At 60.1% G+C, this 15,072-nt stretch carries 13 protein-coding genes and 2 riboswitches; of the genes, 1 reads left to right on the top strand and 12 read right to left on the bottom strand.

Translation table 11 applies throughout. The features are described 5' to 3' along the window. Positions 1-55: 55 nt before the first annotated feature. The 3 genes from AC0CW1_RS15840 to AC0CW1_RS15830 all read right to left on the bottom strand — a co-directional run bounded on the left by AC0CW1_RS15840 (position 56) and on the right by AC0CW1_RS15830 (position 3,932). Entirely contained in the window at positions 56-805 is a 750-nt protein-coding gene (locus tag AC0CW1_RS15840) for an adenosylcobinamide amidohydrolase (RefSeq protein ID WP_488183961.1), read from the bottom strand. Further along, positions 805-1,872: a uroporphyrinogen decarboxylase/cobalamine-independent methonine synthase family protein gene (locus AC0CW1_RS15835; RefSeq protein WP_488183960.1), complete on the bottom strand. Its 1,068-nt coding sequence runs from the start codon at positions 1,870-1,872 to the stop codon at positions 805-807. The genes AC0CW1_RS15840 and AC0CW1_RS15835 overlap by 1 nt, the downstream gene beginning before the upstream one ends. Before the next feature lie 134 nt (positions 1,873-2,006). Continuing rightward, positions 2,007-2,196: riboswitch (cobalamin riboswitch) on the bottom strand. Positions 2,197-2,365: 169 nt separating this feature from the next. Continuing rightward, positions 2,366-2,551, bottom strand: a riboswitch (cobalamin riboswitch). A gap of 79 nt (positions 2,552-2,630) precedes the next feature. Beyond that, a complete protein-coding gene (locus AC0CW1_RS15830) occupies positions 2,631-3,932 on the bottom strand; it encodes a putative DNA modification/repair radical SAM protein (RefSeq protein ID WP_488183959.1) in 1,302 nt (433 codons plus the stop codon). A 275-nt stretch (positions 3,933-4,207) separates the two neighbouring features. On the opposite strand from AC0CW1_RS15830, the gene AC0CW1_RS15825 reads away from it, so the two are divergent. Then, a complete protein-coding gene (locus tag AC0CW1_RS15825) occupies positions 4,208-4,978 on the top strand; it encodes a sporulation protein (RefSeq protein ID WP_488183958.1) in 771 nt (256 codons plus the stop codon). A 171-nt stretch (positions 4,979-5,149) separates the two neighbouring features. On the opposite strand, the gene AC0CW1_RS15820 is transcribed toward AC0CW1_RS15825, so the two are convergent. The 9 genes from AC0CW1_RS15820 to dtd all read right to left on the bottom strand — a co-directional run bounded on the left by AC0CW1_RS15820 (position 5,150) and on the right by dtd (position 15,047). Further along, positions 5,150-7,588: a two-component system response regulator gene (locus AC0CW1_RS15820; protein ID WP_488183957.1), complete on the bottom strand. Its 2,439-nt coding sequence runs from the start codon at positions 7,586-7,588 to the stop codon at positions 5,150-5,152. A gap of 237 nt (positions 7,589-7,825) precedes the next feature. After that, positions 7,826-8,155 carry a thioredoxin gene (gene trxA, locus AC0CW1_RS15815; protein WP_488183956.1) on the bottom strand — a complete coding sequence of 110 codons (330 nt, stop codon included), beginning with the start codon at positions 8,153-8,155 and terminating at the stop codon, positions 7,826-7,828. A gap of 31 nt (positions 8,156-8,186) precedes the next feature. Further along, positions 8,187-8,504 carry a metal-sensitive transcriptional regulator gene (locus AC0CW1_RS15810; RefSeq protein WP_488183955.1) on the bottom strand — a complete coding sequence of 106 codons (318 nt, stop codon included), beginning with the start codon at positions 8,502-8,504 and terminating at the stop codon, positions 8,187-8,189. 9 nt (positions 8,505-8,513) lie between these two features. After that, positions 8,514-9,299 carry a tRNA threonylcarbamoyladenosine dehydratase gene (locus tag AC0CW1_RS15805; RefSeq protein ID WP_488183954.1) on the bottom strand — a complete coding sequence of 262 codons (786 nt, stop codon included), beginning with the start codon at positions 9,297-9,299 and terminating at the stop codon, positions 8,514-8,516. After that, on the bottom strand, positions 9,296-11,110 hold the full coding sequence (aspS, locus tag AC0CW1_RS15800; RefSeq protein ID WP_488183953.1) for an aspartate--tRNA ligase: 1,815 nt from the start codon (positions 11,108-11,110) through the stop codon (positions 9,296-9,298). The genes AC0CW1_RS15805 and aspS overlap by 4 nt, the downstream gene beginning before the upstream one ends. Before the next feature lie 27 nt (positions 11,111-11,137). Further along, positions 11,138-12,415: a histidine--tRNA ligase gene (gene hisS, locus AC0CW1_RS15795; RefSeq protein ID WP_488183952.1), complete on the bottom strand. Its 1,278-nt coding sequence runs from the start codon at positions 12,413-12,415 to the stop codon at positions 11,138-11,140. Further along, positions 12,409-13,938: a coproporphyrinogen dehydrogenase HemZ gene (gene hemZ, locus AC0CW1_RS15790; RefSeq protein ID WP_488183951.1), complete on the bottom strand. Its 1,530-nt coding sequence runs from the start codon at positions 13,936-13,938 to the stop codon at positions 12,409-12,411. The genes hisS and hemZ overlap by 7 nt, the downstream gene beginning before the upstream one ends. A 33-nt stretch (positions 13,939-13,971) precedes the next feature. Continuing rightward, positions 13,972-14,598, bottom strand: a complete 627-nt coding sequence (locus AC0CW1_RS15785) for an MBL fold metallo-hydrolase (protein WP_488183950.1) — start codon at positions 14,596-14,598, stop codon at positions 13,972-13,974. Continuing rightward, positions 14,595-15,047 carry a D-aminoacyl-tRNA deacylase gene (gene dtd / locus AC0CW1_RS15780; protein ID WP_488183949.1) on the bottom strand — a complete coding sequence of 151 codons (453 nt, stop codon included), beginning with the start codon at positions 15,045-15,047 and terminating at the stop codon, positions 14,595-14,597. The genes AC0CW1_RS15785 and dtd overlap by 4 nt, the downstream gene beginning before the upstream one ends. Between the last annotated feature and the right edge of the window lie 25 nt (positions 15,048-15,072).

The following is a 15,072-nucleotide window of genomic DNA, read 5'->3' as shown; positions in this document are numbered from 1 at the left end:
ATCCTCTCGTTCATCTATTTATTCTCCCGTATCTATGTTCTCGCCTGAATCTCCTTTATGTCCTTGCCTCGGCTTCCCTCGCCTCCGGCTCGCGGCGGCCTGTCGCTCTCAAATAGGCCATAACCGCCTGTCGAATGGCTGCGCCGGCGGTTACAGCAAGCAAGGCGCCGAGCCGTGTCGTTGGCCCCGCATACGCTTGCGGCGAGCCGCCTGCTCGGGCGGCCACCACCACAGCGTCTGTCCCCGTTCCGGTCGCCCAGTCGCCGGTCTGGGCGCAACGAACACCTAACTCCCGCAAGACGCGGCTTTTCGCCTCTGTGATCGTCTGAACGGCGTTGATCAGCGCCCCGTCGGTGAGGCGCTGATCGAGAAAGGCCATGATGTTGATCGTCCCCGGCGCCGGCGTCCCTTCCCAGCAAGGGGTGACACCGGCGGCGCAGGCATTGCCGACACCGGCTGTCACGACCACAAAGAGGTGAACGTCGCCGCACCGGCTCTGCATCCAGGCCGCCTGGGAGACCCAGGCGGCTGTCATCAAGGCGGTCGTTTGCTCCATCGGACAATCCGGAAAAGCGTCCGACAAAAAGGCGATCAACTCGCGTTGTGGCTGGCGGTCGTCATAATCCTTGCGCACCTGACGGTTGACGAAAAACCGTCTTTCGCTGATCCCCCCGCCGAGGATGCCGGAACTGACACAGCGCCAGGGCCCATCGGCGGCGATGAGGATGCACTCTTTTTCGAGGCGGCCGCGCAATCCGGGGAGGAGGGGAAGCCAGCTTCCCGGCGCCGGTGAAAGCGGTGTCATCAATACCAGCCCCAGAGCGTCGACACCTCGCGCAACCGTCCATAGATCGCTTCCGCCTCTTCCTCCGATAAACTTCCCGCGCCGCAAGCCGGGGTGAGCGCCGTCTGCCGGAGGAGCAGCGCTTCTGGAACGCCCAAGCGCGTCAATTCGTCGATCTGCTGGTGGAGCCGCCGCGTCAGGGAAAGGGCGCTTTCATGGGCAAAAGCGCCGGTGACCGGCACGATTCCCCAGGCCAGCCAACCGCCCCGTTCGAGAAAAGCGATCAGTTCCGGGATATGATCGGTAAGGGTATCGATGGAACGATAGGCGTCAAATCCGACGACATCTGCGCCGCTGGCAAAGAGGATGGCGCCATCGGTAGACCCGCAGACATGGATGCCGGCCAGGCCACCCATGCGTTTGATGGCCACGATGATTTCCTGCAAGCCTCTTTGCAGGTCTTCGGCGGTTAAGGAGTCCTGAGTACTATCGTCAAATCCGATCATCCCTGGCTCATCGATCATCAACAGCACGGGATGCTCGGTTCTGCGCAGGTCTTTGACCTGCCAGGCGGCGTTCATGGCACAGTTCTTGCAGAGCACATCCCAGAGGAGACGCTCATGAATGACGGCGCGCCCTTTGCCATCAACCACATTCAAAGCGAGGGTGAGCGGACCGAGGATCTCACCTTGGAGAGCGGTCACGTCCGTCCACTGGTGATGTTCATCGGCAATCGTGGATTTGAAGGCCAGGTAACTATCCAGGTCGATATGAAAGGGAGACTCTTCATGGAGATGGATCCAACAGGCCGCCTCATTCTCGTAGGCTTCATAAAAAGCGGCCAAGGCGTCGGGGAAGCTATCGGACTTTGTGTCGATCACCGGATAGCCGTTGCTTTTTCCTGTGATCAACCCTACCCGTTGCAACGGCGACAGCGCGGCAGCGAGAAGGCTGTCCCCGGCATACGTTGAATGCAGTTGGGGCCAATGGGGCATCTCTGGGCAGAACTGGCGGATGACCGCCATCGCGCTTTCTACATCACCGTGAGGCAGACTTCCGATTCCGGTGGTGACGCCAGGGTATAACATGGTGTGTCCTCCTTTTTTGTGTCGCCATGCAAAAACCCCCAGCCGATCGACTGGGGGTGAAATGATGAACAAATGGCCAAGCGCCATGAGATGCGCCTTTCCTATTCATCACCTCCCTATCCTCCGTAGGTGCGATCGGTGATCACGAACAGGCAGGTCTCCTGGCTCGGGGTCATCTGGGGCTCTGTCTTCCCGGCAGCATGCTGCCAGTGACATGGAAGAGCCTCATCACACCCTTACAGTGGCGGGACCGCGCCGGTTTTGCACCGGACTTCCCTTTTCACGCCTGCCCTTCGGCAGGCGACCTGTTCGCATGATGCAGTTGTTATTCCTTTCCTATGAGGAAGAAGCAGAAAACATGCCTTCTCGGCCCTTCGAACGCAAAAAACCTCAGCCTTTCGGCTAAGGTTATGGTTCTCTTGGGCCGTGACGCATCCCCACAAAGCAATGCATGAACGGCAAAGCAGACCACCTCCCTATCCGCGTAGGTACACCGGCAGTTTTAGAACAGGCAGGTCTCCTGGCTTGAGATCATGGGCCGCATCGCGTCTTCCCGGCATAGCGCCAGTGACATGGCACGGGGGCCTCCCTCTCACAGTGGCGGGACCGCGCCGGTTTCACACCGGCTTCCCTTTTCACACCTGTCATCGGACAGGTGACCTGTTCCCAGACCTATTCGGTTTATGAGTTAGTATGTTCGCGACGAACTATACGATTCCTTCATGGGCGCTTACTTTTTCGTATGCCGACTCCTTCCCTTATAAGTCTCCCGTCACCACCGACCAACGGTCCTCGATGGGGGCCGGCTCCCCAAACAAGGTCAACTGTTCCCCGCCAGCCATCCCCTTCGCTATCCCCCGCTCCGGCATGATCAACCGCTGGCGGAGGCTGGCCGCGTCCGGTCCGATCTCGCCGTAGTAGCAGCCGTTGCAGGTGATGAAGTAGCGCGCCCGCTTCATGACGACGCCCATCCGGCCCAGGTGCTCGAAGTGGATCCGCCCTACCCGCCGGGCGGCGAGGATGCGCTTGGCCGACTTGACGCCGATGCCGGGCACCCGCAGGAGGGTGCGGTAGTCGGCGCGGTTGATCTCGACGGGGAAAAAGCCGAGGTGGCGCAGCGCCCAGCCTGTCTTTGGGTCCAGTTCCAGGTCCAGGTTGGGGTTGTCGGCGTCGACGATCTCATCGGCTTGAAAGTCATAAAAACGCAGCAGCCAGTCGGCCTGGTAGAGCCGGTGTTCGCGCAAGAGCGGCGGCGCCGGCAAAGCCGGCAGGCGCGGGTCGCCGCTCACAGGCACATAGGCCGAGTAGTAGACGCGCTTCAGTTGGAATTTGCGGTAGAGGCCCTCAGCGAGGGTGAAGATCTGCCGGTCCGATTCGGGCGTGGCCCCGATAATCAATTGGGTGCTCTGTCCGGCGGGGACGAAGGCGGGCGTCCGGCGAAACTGCCGCCGCTCCTCCCGGTTTTGCGCGATGGCGCCGGTGATCTGCCCCATCGGCCGGAGGATGTTCTCCTTCTTCTTCTGGGGGGCGAGGCGGCGCAAGCCCTCACTGGTGGGCAGCTCGATGTTGACGCTCATCCGGTCGACGAGGGCGCCCGCCTCGGCGATGAGGCGGCTGTCAGCCCCTGGGATCGCTTTGAGGTGGATGTATCCGTTGAAACGGTATTCGGTGCGCAACTTGCGGACGGTCTGCACCAGTTGTTCCATCGTATGGTCCGGTCCCTTCTCGATGGCGGAACTGAGAAAGAGCCCTTCGATGTAGTTGCGGCGGTAAAAGTTGATCGTCAGGTCGGCCAGCTCGTCAGGGGTGAAGGAGGCCCGGGGGACGTCGTTGGAAACGCGGTTGACGCAGAAGGAGCAATCATAGCAGCAGACGTTGGAGAAGAGGACCTTGAGCAGGGAGATGCAGCGGCCGTCGTCGGACCAGCTATGACAGATGCCGGAAGCAGCGGTGCTGCCGATGGCGCCGGCCTTCCTCCCCCGGTTGCTGCCGCTGGAGGAACAGGAGACATCGTATTTGGCCGCCGTCGATAAGATTTTCAGCTTTTCGCTCAAGTCCATTTCAATCATCGCCTGTTCCATCAATATAAAAAGAAGGCCCTTTTATGGGGAATGATGATGCTCCAATGAGATAAGCCGATTGGTACAAGCGTTCCAATATCATCCCATTTTTATCATAACGGATCGACTTCCTGCAAGCAACCCGTACAGGCAGCTCTGTCATTGACTTGAAATTCTGCGTTGATTGAAACCCACATTCCGGTTACACTAGATCTGGAACATAGTGGAGAAATCAATCGCCGATAAGATTCCATGATGAAAGAGGAGGACCACAGATGAGTTTTTTCAAGAAAACTCTGGCCAGCCTTGGGATTGGCGGCGCCAAAGTCGATGCCATCTTCGATCAACAGACGGTGACAGCCGGTTCGGATGTGAGCGGCGTCATCCGGATCAAGGGCGGCGGTGTAGCGCAGCAGATTGAAAAAATCAGCCTGATGGTGATGACCCAGTACGAAAAAGAGATGGATGACCGCAAGGTGATGATGAACGCCCCGGTGCAGAAGGTGGATATCAACCTGCCCATCGAGTTGCAGCCAGGTGAGGAACGGGAGGTCCCCTTTTCCTTTCGCCTCTCCCCCTTCACCCCTGTCTCGGTCGGCCACACCCCTGTCTGGGTGCAGACTGAACTGGAAGTGGAAATGGCCCTTGACCCCTCCGACAGGGACAATCTGCAGGTACGGCCCCACCCCCATATGGCCGCTGTCATGGAGGCCGTCGAACAACTGGGCTTCCGCCTTTATAAGGTGAAAAACGAAGCCTCTTATGCGGGACGGGGCATTCCCTTCATTCAGAACTTCGAGTATAAGCCGACGCGCCACTTCCAGCGAAAACTTGATGAATTGGAAGTGGCTTATCTCCCTGAAGCCGGCGGGATCGAACTGCTATTGGAGATCGACCGCAAGGCCCGCGGTTTGTCGGGGTTGTTGCTGGAGGCAGCCGACATGGACGAAAAAAGGGTCCGCCTGTCTTTGAGCCAGCAGGAAATCGCTCAAGGGACGGCCTATCTGGCGGAGCGGCTGAAGCAGGTCATTGAAGACTTTTCATAGAAGGAGAAAACCCTGCCTGCCCCTCCTATGGGGCGGCAGGGTTCCTATTTTTCTCGGCCCTTTGTATGCAATTCGATTTAGGGAAATTAGCTAACAACAAACCGAACGACATCGGCCCCGGCATTACCATGACGATCGATTCAGCCGCCTTGCAAGCGTTATTGCTGTTTTTCAAAGCAACCGCCCCATCTCCTCCGCCGAAAGGGGATTGCTGAAGAAGTGCCCCTGCACCTCGTCACAACCGGCCGCCTGCAAAAAGGCAAACTGTTCTTTCGTCCCGACGCCGTCGGCGGCGACGCGCAGGCCCAGGCTGTGGGCGAGGGCGATCATGGCCTTGACGATCGCTTGGGCGTCGTGAATGGCGCCCACGTCGACGACAAGGGGCGCGGCGATCTTGACCGTGTCGATGGGCAGCTTCTGCAACAGGGCGATGAAGGTGTTGCCCTTTCCGTACTGGTCCATCGTCAGGCTGACGCCGAGCGCTTTCAGATCGCCCAGCACGACAGGGGCGAGGTCGGCAAAACGGAGGATGACTTCCTCGCTGATCTCCAGTTCCAGCCAGTGAGGAGGCAAGCCGCTCTTCTGCAAGGTCTTTTTCACCGTAGCGATGAGGTGGGGATGTTGAAACTGGCGGGCCGAGAGGTTGACGGCCATCTTCAAGGGCGGCAAGCCGGCGTCCTGCCAGGCTTTGTTGCGTTCACAGGCCTGTTCCAGGCACCATTCGCCGATGGGCACGATCAGGCCCGTGTCCTCGGCCAGGCGCAGAAACTCCATCGGAGAGACGAGCCCCAGATCAGGATGCTGCCAACGGATCAATGCCTCCAGGGCGCACCGCTCGCCTGTGGCCGTTTCGATCTTCGGCTGGTAGAACAAACGGAACTCGTTGTGCTCCAGGGCGCGGCGGAGATGGGTTTCCATCGCTAGCCGCTCAAAAGCCCAGGCGTTGAGTTCGGGCGTGTAGAGCTGGTAGTGGTTGCGCCCCTGCTCCTTGGCCCGGTACATGGCCGCATCGGCGTTATGCATCAAGGTCTCCGCCTCTTGCCCATCGGTCGGGAAGACGGCGATGCCGATGCTTGTGGTTGTGCAGAAGGGCGGTATGCCTTCAAAAGACCAGGGCTTGCGGAGGGAGGTCAGGATCTTCTGGGCCACCTTGGCGGCGTCTTCCACCGTACCGATCTGGGGCAGGAGGATCGTGAACTCATCGCCACCGAGGCGCGCCACCGTATCGCTGTCGCGGACGGCGCACCGCAGTCGCCCCGCCACGCCCTGCAACAACAGGTCACCCAGCGAATGGCCGTAGGTGTCGTTGATCTGCTTGAACCGGTCCAGGTCGAGAAAGAGCACGGCAAGCATATGCTGGTTTCTTGTCGCTTGGGCAAGCGCCTGGGACAAACGGTCGATGAAGAGCAACCGGTTGGGCAGATCGGTCAGCGCGTCATGGTGGGCCTGGTGCTTGATCCGCTCCTGGTTGCGCTTGTCTTCCGTGATATCGCTGAAGACAGCGGCGTACTGGGTCGTCCGGCTGCGGCTGTCTTTGATGGCGCTGACCGTCAACCAGGCGGCATAGAGTTCTCCGCCCTTGCGGCGGTTCCAAATCTCCCCTTGCCACTGGCCCGTTTCTCGCAGGGAAGTCCACATCTTGCGGTAGAATTCGGCGTCATGGCGGCCTGATTTGAGCATGCGCGGGTTGTTGCCGATGGCCTCTGTTTCATCATATCCGGTGGAACGGCAAAAGGCCGGGTTGACAGACTGGATGACGCCTTCGGCGTCGGTGATCATGATGCCTTCCGTCGTATTCTCGATTACCTTAGCCGCCAAGAGCAGCCGTTCCTCCACTTTTTTGCGCTCGCTGATATCGCGAAAGGCAACAACAGCGCCGGTGATCCGGTCATTGACGCGAAGCGGCGTGGAGACGAGCGATACGGGAAAGAGAGCGCCCTCCTTGCGGGTGAAGTAGTCTTCGTCGCTGCGGTAAACCTCGCCAGAGCCGATCGTTTTTAAAACGGGCCACTCGGCTTCGTCGATGATCGAGCCATCGAAACGGTGGTTGTGGATGAGCGAATGGACGCGCCTGCCGATCAGTTCGTTCAAGCGCCAGCCCAGGATCCGCTCCGCTTCCGGGTTCATAAAGGTCAAGCATCCTTCCGCATCGAGGACGATCAGACCTTCCCCCAGGGCGGAGGCGACGGCGCTGAGCTGCGTTTCCCGGGCCATCAGCGCCTTTTCCGTATGGCGGGCTTGCAATAGACGGCGGACCCGCTGCCGGAGCACAGCCCAGTGGATCGGCTTGGTGATATAGTCAGTGGCGCCGGATTTGAAGGCCTTTTCCACGGAGGTGTCGTCCTCAAGTCCGGTAATCATCAGCACGGGAACGCGCCGATCTTGGGGAAGCGTCTGCAACTGGGCGCAAACAGCAAATCCGTCCATCACCGGCATGAGGACATCCATCAGCACGATGTCCGGCTCTGTCTTTTCATACGCTCCCAGGGCCGCCGCGCCGTCCTCTGCTTCCACAATCGCGTAACCGTCCTTTTCCAGGACGCGCCGCACCATCAGCCGCATGGCGCGATCATCATCGGCGACCAGGATGAGAGGTTTTTTCGAAGACAACTCTTTCATCCTGCGTTCCTTTCCCTTGCTTCCCTCATGACACTTGCACGCTCATTATTCTTATTATCGGTCGCTGCCTCGGCAGTGTCAAGCAGTTGAGAAAGCTCTGAAAAGCTTTCGTCTTGTCGCAAAAAAAAAGGCCGGGAGCAATTGCCCCGGCGCAAAGATCCGATGATCGACGTTGAAGGATCATTCGATTTCAATTACGTTCGATGTAAAAGATGAATAGGATATTGATTAGACGTACTTATTCAGCAGTTTTGTCAGATCTTCCAAAGACTTGTACCCGATGGCCTTGTCGACGACCTGGCCGCCTTTGAAGACCAGCAGGGTCGGGATGGACATGATCCCGTATTCGGCGGCGACGGCGCGGTTTTCATCGACGTTCAGCTTGCCGACGACGGCTTTGCCTGCCATGTTGTCAGCGACCTGGTCGATAATGGGGGCGATCATCTTGCAGGGTCCACACCAGGCAGCCCAGAAATCGACGAGGACCGGTTTTTCCGACTCCAGCACCTGCGTGCGGAAATTTGCATCCGTCAGGACGACCACGTTTGCGCTTGCCATGGGTCTACCATCTCCTTCAGACTATTTTCATTTACTTGGTGAACTTGGTCAGGACGTCGACGAGTTCCTCCAACGACTTTTCCTGTTCTCCCGAGAGGGGGACGTTGGAGAGGCAGCGGCGGGTGTGATTCATGATGATCAATGTGCCGACCCGGTTGATCGCAGCCCGGGCGGCAGCGACTTGGACCAGTAGGTCGAGGCAGGCTTTATCGTCGGTGATCATCTTTTGAATGCCTTTGATCTGGCCCTCAATTTTTTTCAACCGACGGATCAATGCCTCTTTCGATTGGGTACAATCCTCCAAAACCGCCACCCCCAATGGATACCCATACCCGGTATCAACATTCATTATAAAAGGTTATTCAGCCGGTGTCAACAGCCCCACAGCGTCAAGCAAATCACGGACGACGACAGAGGCCAGAAGCAGGCCGGCCACAGAGGGCACAAAGGAGATGCTGCCGGGGATCTGGCGCTTTTGCTTACATGATGCGCCGAAGGGCCCCTCCGGATGCGGACAGATGCAGTTCTCGGCGCAAGCCGCCTCCCCCTTTAGGGGACGGGGCGCTTCGGTCGAATAGACCACCTTCAGATTGTCGACGCCACGCTTGCGTAGCTCCTTGCGCATCACCTTGGCCAGGGGATCCATCGATGTCTCGTAGATGTCGGCCACCTGGAAGCGGGTCGGGTCGAGCTTGTTCCCGGCGCCGAGGGCGCTGATCACGGGAACGCCCGTCGCTTTCGCCTTTTCAATGATCATCAGTTTGCCCTTGACCGTATCGATGGCGTCGACGACATAGTCCAGTTCGGGTGTGATGATCTCCTCGCCCGCCTCAACACCGTAAAATCGCCGGTGGCAGGTGACGTTGGCCTTCGGGTTGATGTCCTTGACCCGCTCGGCCATGACCTCCACCTTGGGCCGGCCGACAGTGGAGTGGAGGGCGTGCAGTTGCCGGTTCACGTTGGTCAGGCAGATCTCGTCATGGTCGATCAGCACGAGACGCCCCACGCCGCTTCTCGCCAAAGCCTCGACGGTGAAGGAGCCGACGCCGCCCACGCCGAAGACGGCCACGCTGGCGCCGGCTAGGCGTTCAATCCCCTTCTCGCCGATGATCCGTTCCGTCCTGGCAAAGGCGTGTTGTTTCACTTCTTCGCCGGCTCGGCTTTCGGCGCTTTGACGGGGAGGTCGAGCTTGATGTGCAGGTCTTTCAACTGGCGGGGGGTGACGACGCTCGGCGCGTCGACCATCATGTCGGAGGCGGACTGGGTTTTGGGGAAGGCGATGACGTCGCGTATGGTGTCACGGCCGGTCATCAGCATGATCATGCGGTCAAGGCCGAAGGCGATGCCGCCGTGGGGCGGTGTGCCGTAATCGAAGGCGTCCAGGAGGAAGCCAAACTTCTCGTAGGCTTCTTCAGGGGTCATGCCGAGGGTGGCGAACATTTTTTCCTGGATGTCGCGGCGGTAAATCCGCAAGGAGCCGCCGCCCAGTTCGACACCGTTGAGAACCAAGTCATAGGCCTTGGCGCGCACCTTGCCCGGTTCCTTATCGAGCAGGTCCAGGTCCTCGTCTTTCGGTGCCGTGAAGGGGTGGTGGATGGCGTTGTAGCGTTTCTCTTCCGGATCATATTCAACGAGGGGGAAGTCGACGACCCAGGCGAACTCGAGTTTTTCCGGGTCGATCAGGTTCAGGCGGCGGGCCAGTTCCTGGCGCAGGAAGCCGAGGGAGGCCGCCACGACAGAGGGTTTATCCGCCACGAAGAGCAGCAGGTCGCCCTTTTCAGCGCCGAGCCCTTCGAGCACCGCGTTGAACTGTTCGTCGGTGAAGAACTTGGCGATAGGCGACTTGGGGCCTTCCTCGGTCATCTGAACATAGGCGAGTCCCTTGGCGCCGTAGACGGCGACGCCTTTTGTCAGTTCGTCGATCTCCTTGCGGGAGAAGTGGGCGCACCCTTTGGCGTTGATGGCCTTCACCTCGCCGCCGCCTTTGACGACGCTGGCGAAGACCTTAAACTCCACCTCTTTGACCGTCTCGGTCAGATCGACCAGTTCCAGGCCGAAGCGCAGGTCCGGCTTGTCTGAGCCGTAGCGGCCCATCGCCTCGGCGTAAGGGATGCGGCGGAAGGGAGTCGGGATTTCCTTGCCCAGGGCTTCTTTGAAGATGTGGGCCACCATCTCTTCCATGAGGGCCAGCAGGTCGTCCATCTGGGTGAAGGACATCTCGATGTCAAGCTGGGTGAATTCCGGCTGCCGGTCGGCCCGCAGGTCTTCATCGCGGAAGCAGCGGACGATCTGGAAGTAGCGCTCCATGCCGGCCACCATGAGGATCTGCTTATAGAGTTGAGGAGACTGGGGCAGGACGAAAAACTCGCCCGGATGGATGCGGCTCGGCACCATGAACTCGCGGGCGCCTTCCGGCGTCGACTTGGTCAGCATGGGCGTTTCGATCTCCAAAAAGCCGTTGCGGTCGAGGAAGTCGCGCATGGCCTTGGCCGTTTTGTGGCGGATGATCAGGTTGCGCTGCATCTCAGGGCGGCGCAGATCCAGGTAGCGGTACTTGAGGCGCACCGTCTCATCGACGTCTACCTCATCTTCGATGTAAAAGGGCGGCGTCTTGGCGCTGTTTAAGACCCAGAGCTGGCGGGCGTAGACCTCGATCTGGCCGCTGGGCAGGTTGGCGTTGATCGTGCCCTCGGGACGAGGACGCACGTCGCCCGTGACGGCGAGGACATACTCGTTGCGGACGCCTTCGGCTTTTTGAAAGGCCTCTTTGCCCACTTCCGGGCTGAAGACGACCTGGACGAGGCCGGAACGGTCCCGCAGGTCGACAAAGATGAGTCCGCCGTGGTCGCGGCGTCGTTGCACCCAGCCCATGAGGGTCACGGTCTGTCCGGCATGGTCGATGCGCAAATCTCCGCCTTGGTGGGAACGTGTTAGTCCTGTGAACATATCGCTCATAATCTGGTGAATCGTCCTTTCATCTATCTAGTTTTCCCGTTTCATGATGCGGTTATATAAAAACTCCGTCGCCCCATCGATGGGAATCTGCTCTTGCTCCCCTGTCGCCATCGTGCGGAGGGTGAGTTTCCCCTCTTTCAGTTCCCCTTCGCCGACGATGACGACAAAGGGCGCATGGAAGCGGTCGGCTGTTTTCATCTGGGCTTTCAGGGAGCGTTCCAGGTAGTCCATCTCCACGGCTAGGCCGCGCTGGCGCAGCGTCTGAGCGAGACCGAAGGCCACCGGAGCGGTGCCTTCGCCGGCCAGGGCGATAAAGAGATCCCTTTGCTCTCGTCCGTCGGCGGCGAGGAGACCCTGGTTTTCCATGGTCAGCAGCACCCGCTCCAAGCCGAGACCGAAGCCGATGCCCGGAACAGGCGGTCCGCCGAGGGCCTCGACGAGGTGGTCGTAGCGGCCGCCACCGCCGATGGAGGACTGGGCGCCGATGTCGGTTGAGACAATCTCGAAGGCTGTCTTCGTGTAGTAGTCAAGGCCGCGGACAAGGCGGTCATCGAGGGTGTAGGTGACGCCGGCGGCGTCGAGGAGTTCCTTCACATCGGCAAAGTGGTTGGCGCATTCGTCACAGAGGTGGTTCACCGTCGTCGGCGCGCCCTGGGAGAGTTCCTGGCAGCGCGCGTTCTTGCAGTCGAGAACCCGCAGGGGGTTGCGGTCAAGGCGTTTTTTGCAGTCCTCGCATAGTTCGCCCGCTTTCGGGCTCAAAAACTGGTGCAAAGCCTCGCGGTGGGCCGGGCGGCAGGCCGGACAGCCGATGGAGTTTAAGAGCAGTTCCAGGTTTTTGAGGCCGAGCCGGCTGTAGAAGTCCATGGCCATGGCGATCACCTCGGCGTCAACGCGAGGGCCGGCGGCGCCAAAGACCTCGATACCGAACTGGTGAAACTGGCGCAGCCGTCCCGCTTGGGGGCGGCCGAAACGGAACATGGGACCGGTATAGTAGACTTTCACCGGCAACGGGCCGGCATAGAGCTTATGTTCGAGCAAGGCGCGAACGGTCGGGGCGGTGCCCTCGGGGCGCAGCGTCAGGTCGCGGCCGCCGCGGTCCTGGAAGTCATAGGTTTCCTTCTGGACGATGTCGGTCGTCTCGCCGACGCCGCGGTGGAAGACCTCACTGTGTTCAAAGACAGGGGTGCGGATCTCTTCATAGCCGTATTCGCGGCAGAGGCCCCGGATCGTGTCCTCCAGTACCTGCCAGTGCCGCGACTGGCCAGGCAGGATGTCCTTGGTGCCGCGCGGAGCGCCGGTTAGCATGGGATTCCCTCCAGTTTTTTTAGTTTGCGCCCGATGATTGTGTCGAGGCGCTCCACGTAGTTCATGGGGTCCTTCGGGTTGTGCCAGGAGTCGAGGATCTCGCCGTCTTCCGGTCGGACGATCTTCGTCGCGGCGCCGGCGCCGAGCCCCCAGATGGTCTGGCGTTCCTCCATGACATGGATGTTATAGATACACTCCCGGCCGGGCAATGTGTAGCCCACATTCTCCTGATTGGCCAGGATGCGCTTCTGCCGGTAGAGGTAATAAGGGACGAGTCCCAGGTCGCGAGCGCCTTCGCGGGTGACGGCCAGCATGGCCTCGATCTCCTCCTCCGGCGGCAGCGTCCACTGTTCCCTTTCCGCCGTGAGTCGCGAGGCCCGTTTGATGGCCATCGTATGGACCGTCAGGTTCTCCGGTCGGAGCGGGGTCAGTTGGTCCAGGGTGGCGCGGACAGACTCCGCGTTTTCGCCAGGTAAGCCGACGATCATGTCCATGTTGATGATGGGAAAGCCGATGGCGCGAGCCAATTCGACCGCTTCCACCACCTCGCCGGGTCGGTGGCAGCGGCCGATCCGCTCCAGCGTCTCGGCATTCATCGACTGGGGATTGATGCTCAACCGGTTGACGCCGCCGACGAAGGCCCGCTCCAGCTTGTCGCGGTCCAGCGTGTCGGGCCGACCGCCTTCTAGGGTAAATTCGACCGTCTCGGGACCGCGCAGGTGCTCTTTGACCCAGCAAAGCAGTTCCTCCAACTGATGCGCCGTCAGCGCCGTCGGTGTGCCGCCGCCGATATAGATATGCTGGATCTGCTGTCCCGCTCGGCGGATCGCCGAGCCGACCGCTACGATCTCCCGCTGCAATGAATGAAGAAAAGGCTCCAGCCAGCGTTTGAATTTCTTGACGTCATAGCCCGGAAAGGAGCAGTAAAGACAACGGGTCGGGCAAAAGGGGATCCCAATATAAATACCGACCTTGCGGCGGTCATCGGGGCCTGCGTAAAAATAGGGACGTTGCCGAAGGGCGATCTCCATGAGCATGTCGGCTTTTTCTGGTTGGAGGGCGTAGTCGCCGATCAGTTCGTCGCGGATGCTCACCAGGTCTTTCCCCTGGTCGAGGCGGCGATGAACGATTTTGGCCGGACGCACACCTGTCAGGATCCCCCAGGTGTTCGGCGGGGCATCGCAGTAATCCTCCAGTGCCCGCAAAAGCGCAAGTTTCGTAGCGCGTCGGCGGGCGTTCTCCCCTTCTCGCCGCTTGTCGCCATGTAGGTTTTCGCTAGTAGCGCCCTCGCGCTCCCCCTCAGGCGACAGCGGAGCCTGTCCCAACCCCTCCCTGCCGGCATGGCAGAACCGGGACGTGATCACCGGCTGCCCTTCGCCTCCGCTTTCCTCGTGGAAGCGAACCTCTGTCGAACTTGGACGGTCATGAACCTCGACAAAGTGGGCCTCGGGGAAATAGATCCAGAGGATTTCTTGCAGGGTGACCCCATACCCCGGGGGCAGCCCCCGCAAGCAGACATCCATGGGATAACCTCCAGACGTTGTCAAAGCCGCCACTCAATCGGCCAAAAAAGGGTTGTTCACCCGCTCGAAGCCGATGGTGCTCTCCGGCCCGTGACCAGGGTAGACGACGGTGTCATCAGGCAGGTTGAGCAGTTTTTCCCGGATGGAGCCCAGGATCTGGCTATAAGATCCGCCGGGGAAGTCGGTGCGCCCGATCGACCCGTGAAAGAGGGTGTCCCCCGTGAAGACAACGCCCTTACCCTTCAGGCAGATGCCGCCGACCGTATGGCCTGGTGTATGGAGGACCTCCAACCGGACCGTTTTCCCGATGGTGATCGCATCGCCGTCCTTGAGCAGACGGTCAGCCGCCGGACTGGTGAAGGACGCGCCGATGTAGAGGGAGAGGTTCTTCCCCGGCGAGACGAGAGCCGCCGCCTCCGCTTCATGGCAGAGGAGGGGCGCGCCGGTGGCTTTTTTGATCTCACCGTTGGCGGCAATATGGTCACTGTGGCCATGGGTGTTGATGATGGCCACGATCTTCGCCTTCGCTTCCTCAGCGCGGCGCAGGAGCATCTCCCCATCGCCGCCGGGATCGATGAGGGCCGCCTCGCCCGTTTCGGGGCACTGAACGAGATAGCAGTTGGCGGCGAGCATGCCTGCTTCCCAACGCCGGATGTTCATGATTCACTTCCTCTTCCTTCCACCATCAGCGTGACCGGGCCGTCGTTGATGATCTCGACGACCATATGGGCTTGGAACTGGCCTGTGGCGACAATCAGTCCGAGCTTCCTTAATTCCTCGACGACTACGTCGACAAGACGGCGGGCCTCTTCGGGCGGCGCCGCCTGGATAAAGCTCGGCCGGCGCCCTTTGCGGCAGTCGCCGTAGAGGGTGAACTGGCTGACGACGAGGACCTCGCCGCCGGCATCACAGACAGAGCGGTTCATCTTGCCCTGTTCATCTTCAAAAATACGCAGGTGGGCGATTTTTTCCGCCACGTATCGCCCATCAGCTTCTCCATCGCCATGACCGGCCCCGACGAGGACGACCAGGCCCGGCCCAATAGACCCGACTTCAATCCCCTCGACGGTCACCCGCCCCCGCAGCACCCGCTGGACCAAGGCGCGCAAATCGTCAGCCTCCTATCAACAATCT

The sequence above is a fragment of the Heliomicrobium sulfidophilum genome (assembly GCF_057715735.1).
This window is presented reverse-complemented; position numbering and strand designations above follow the sequence as displayed.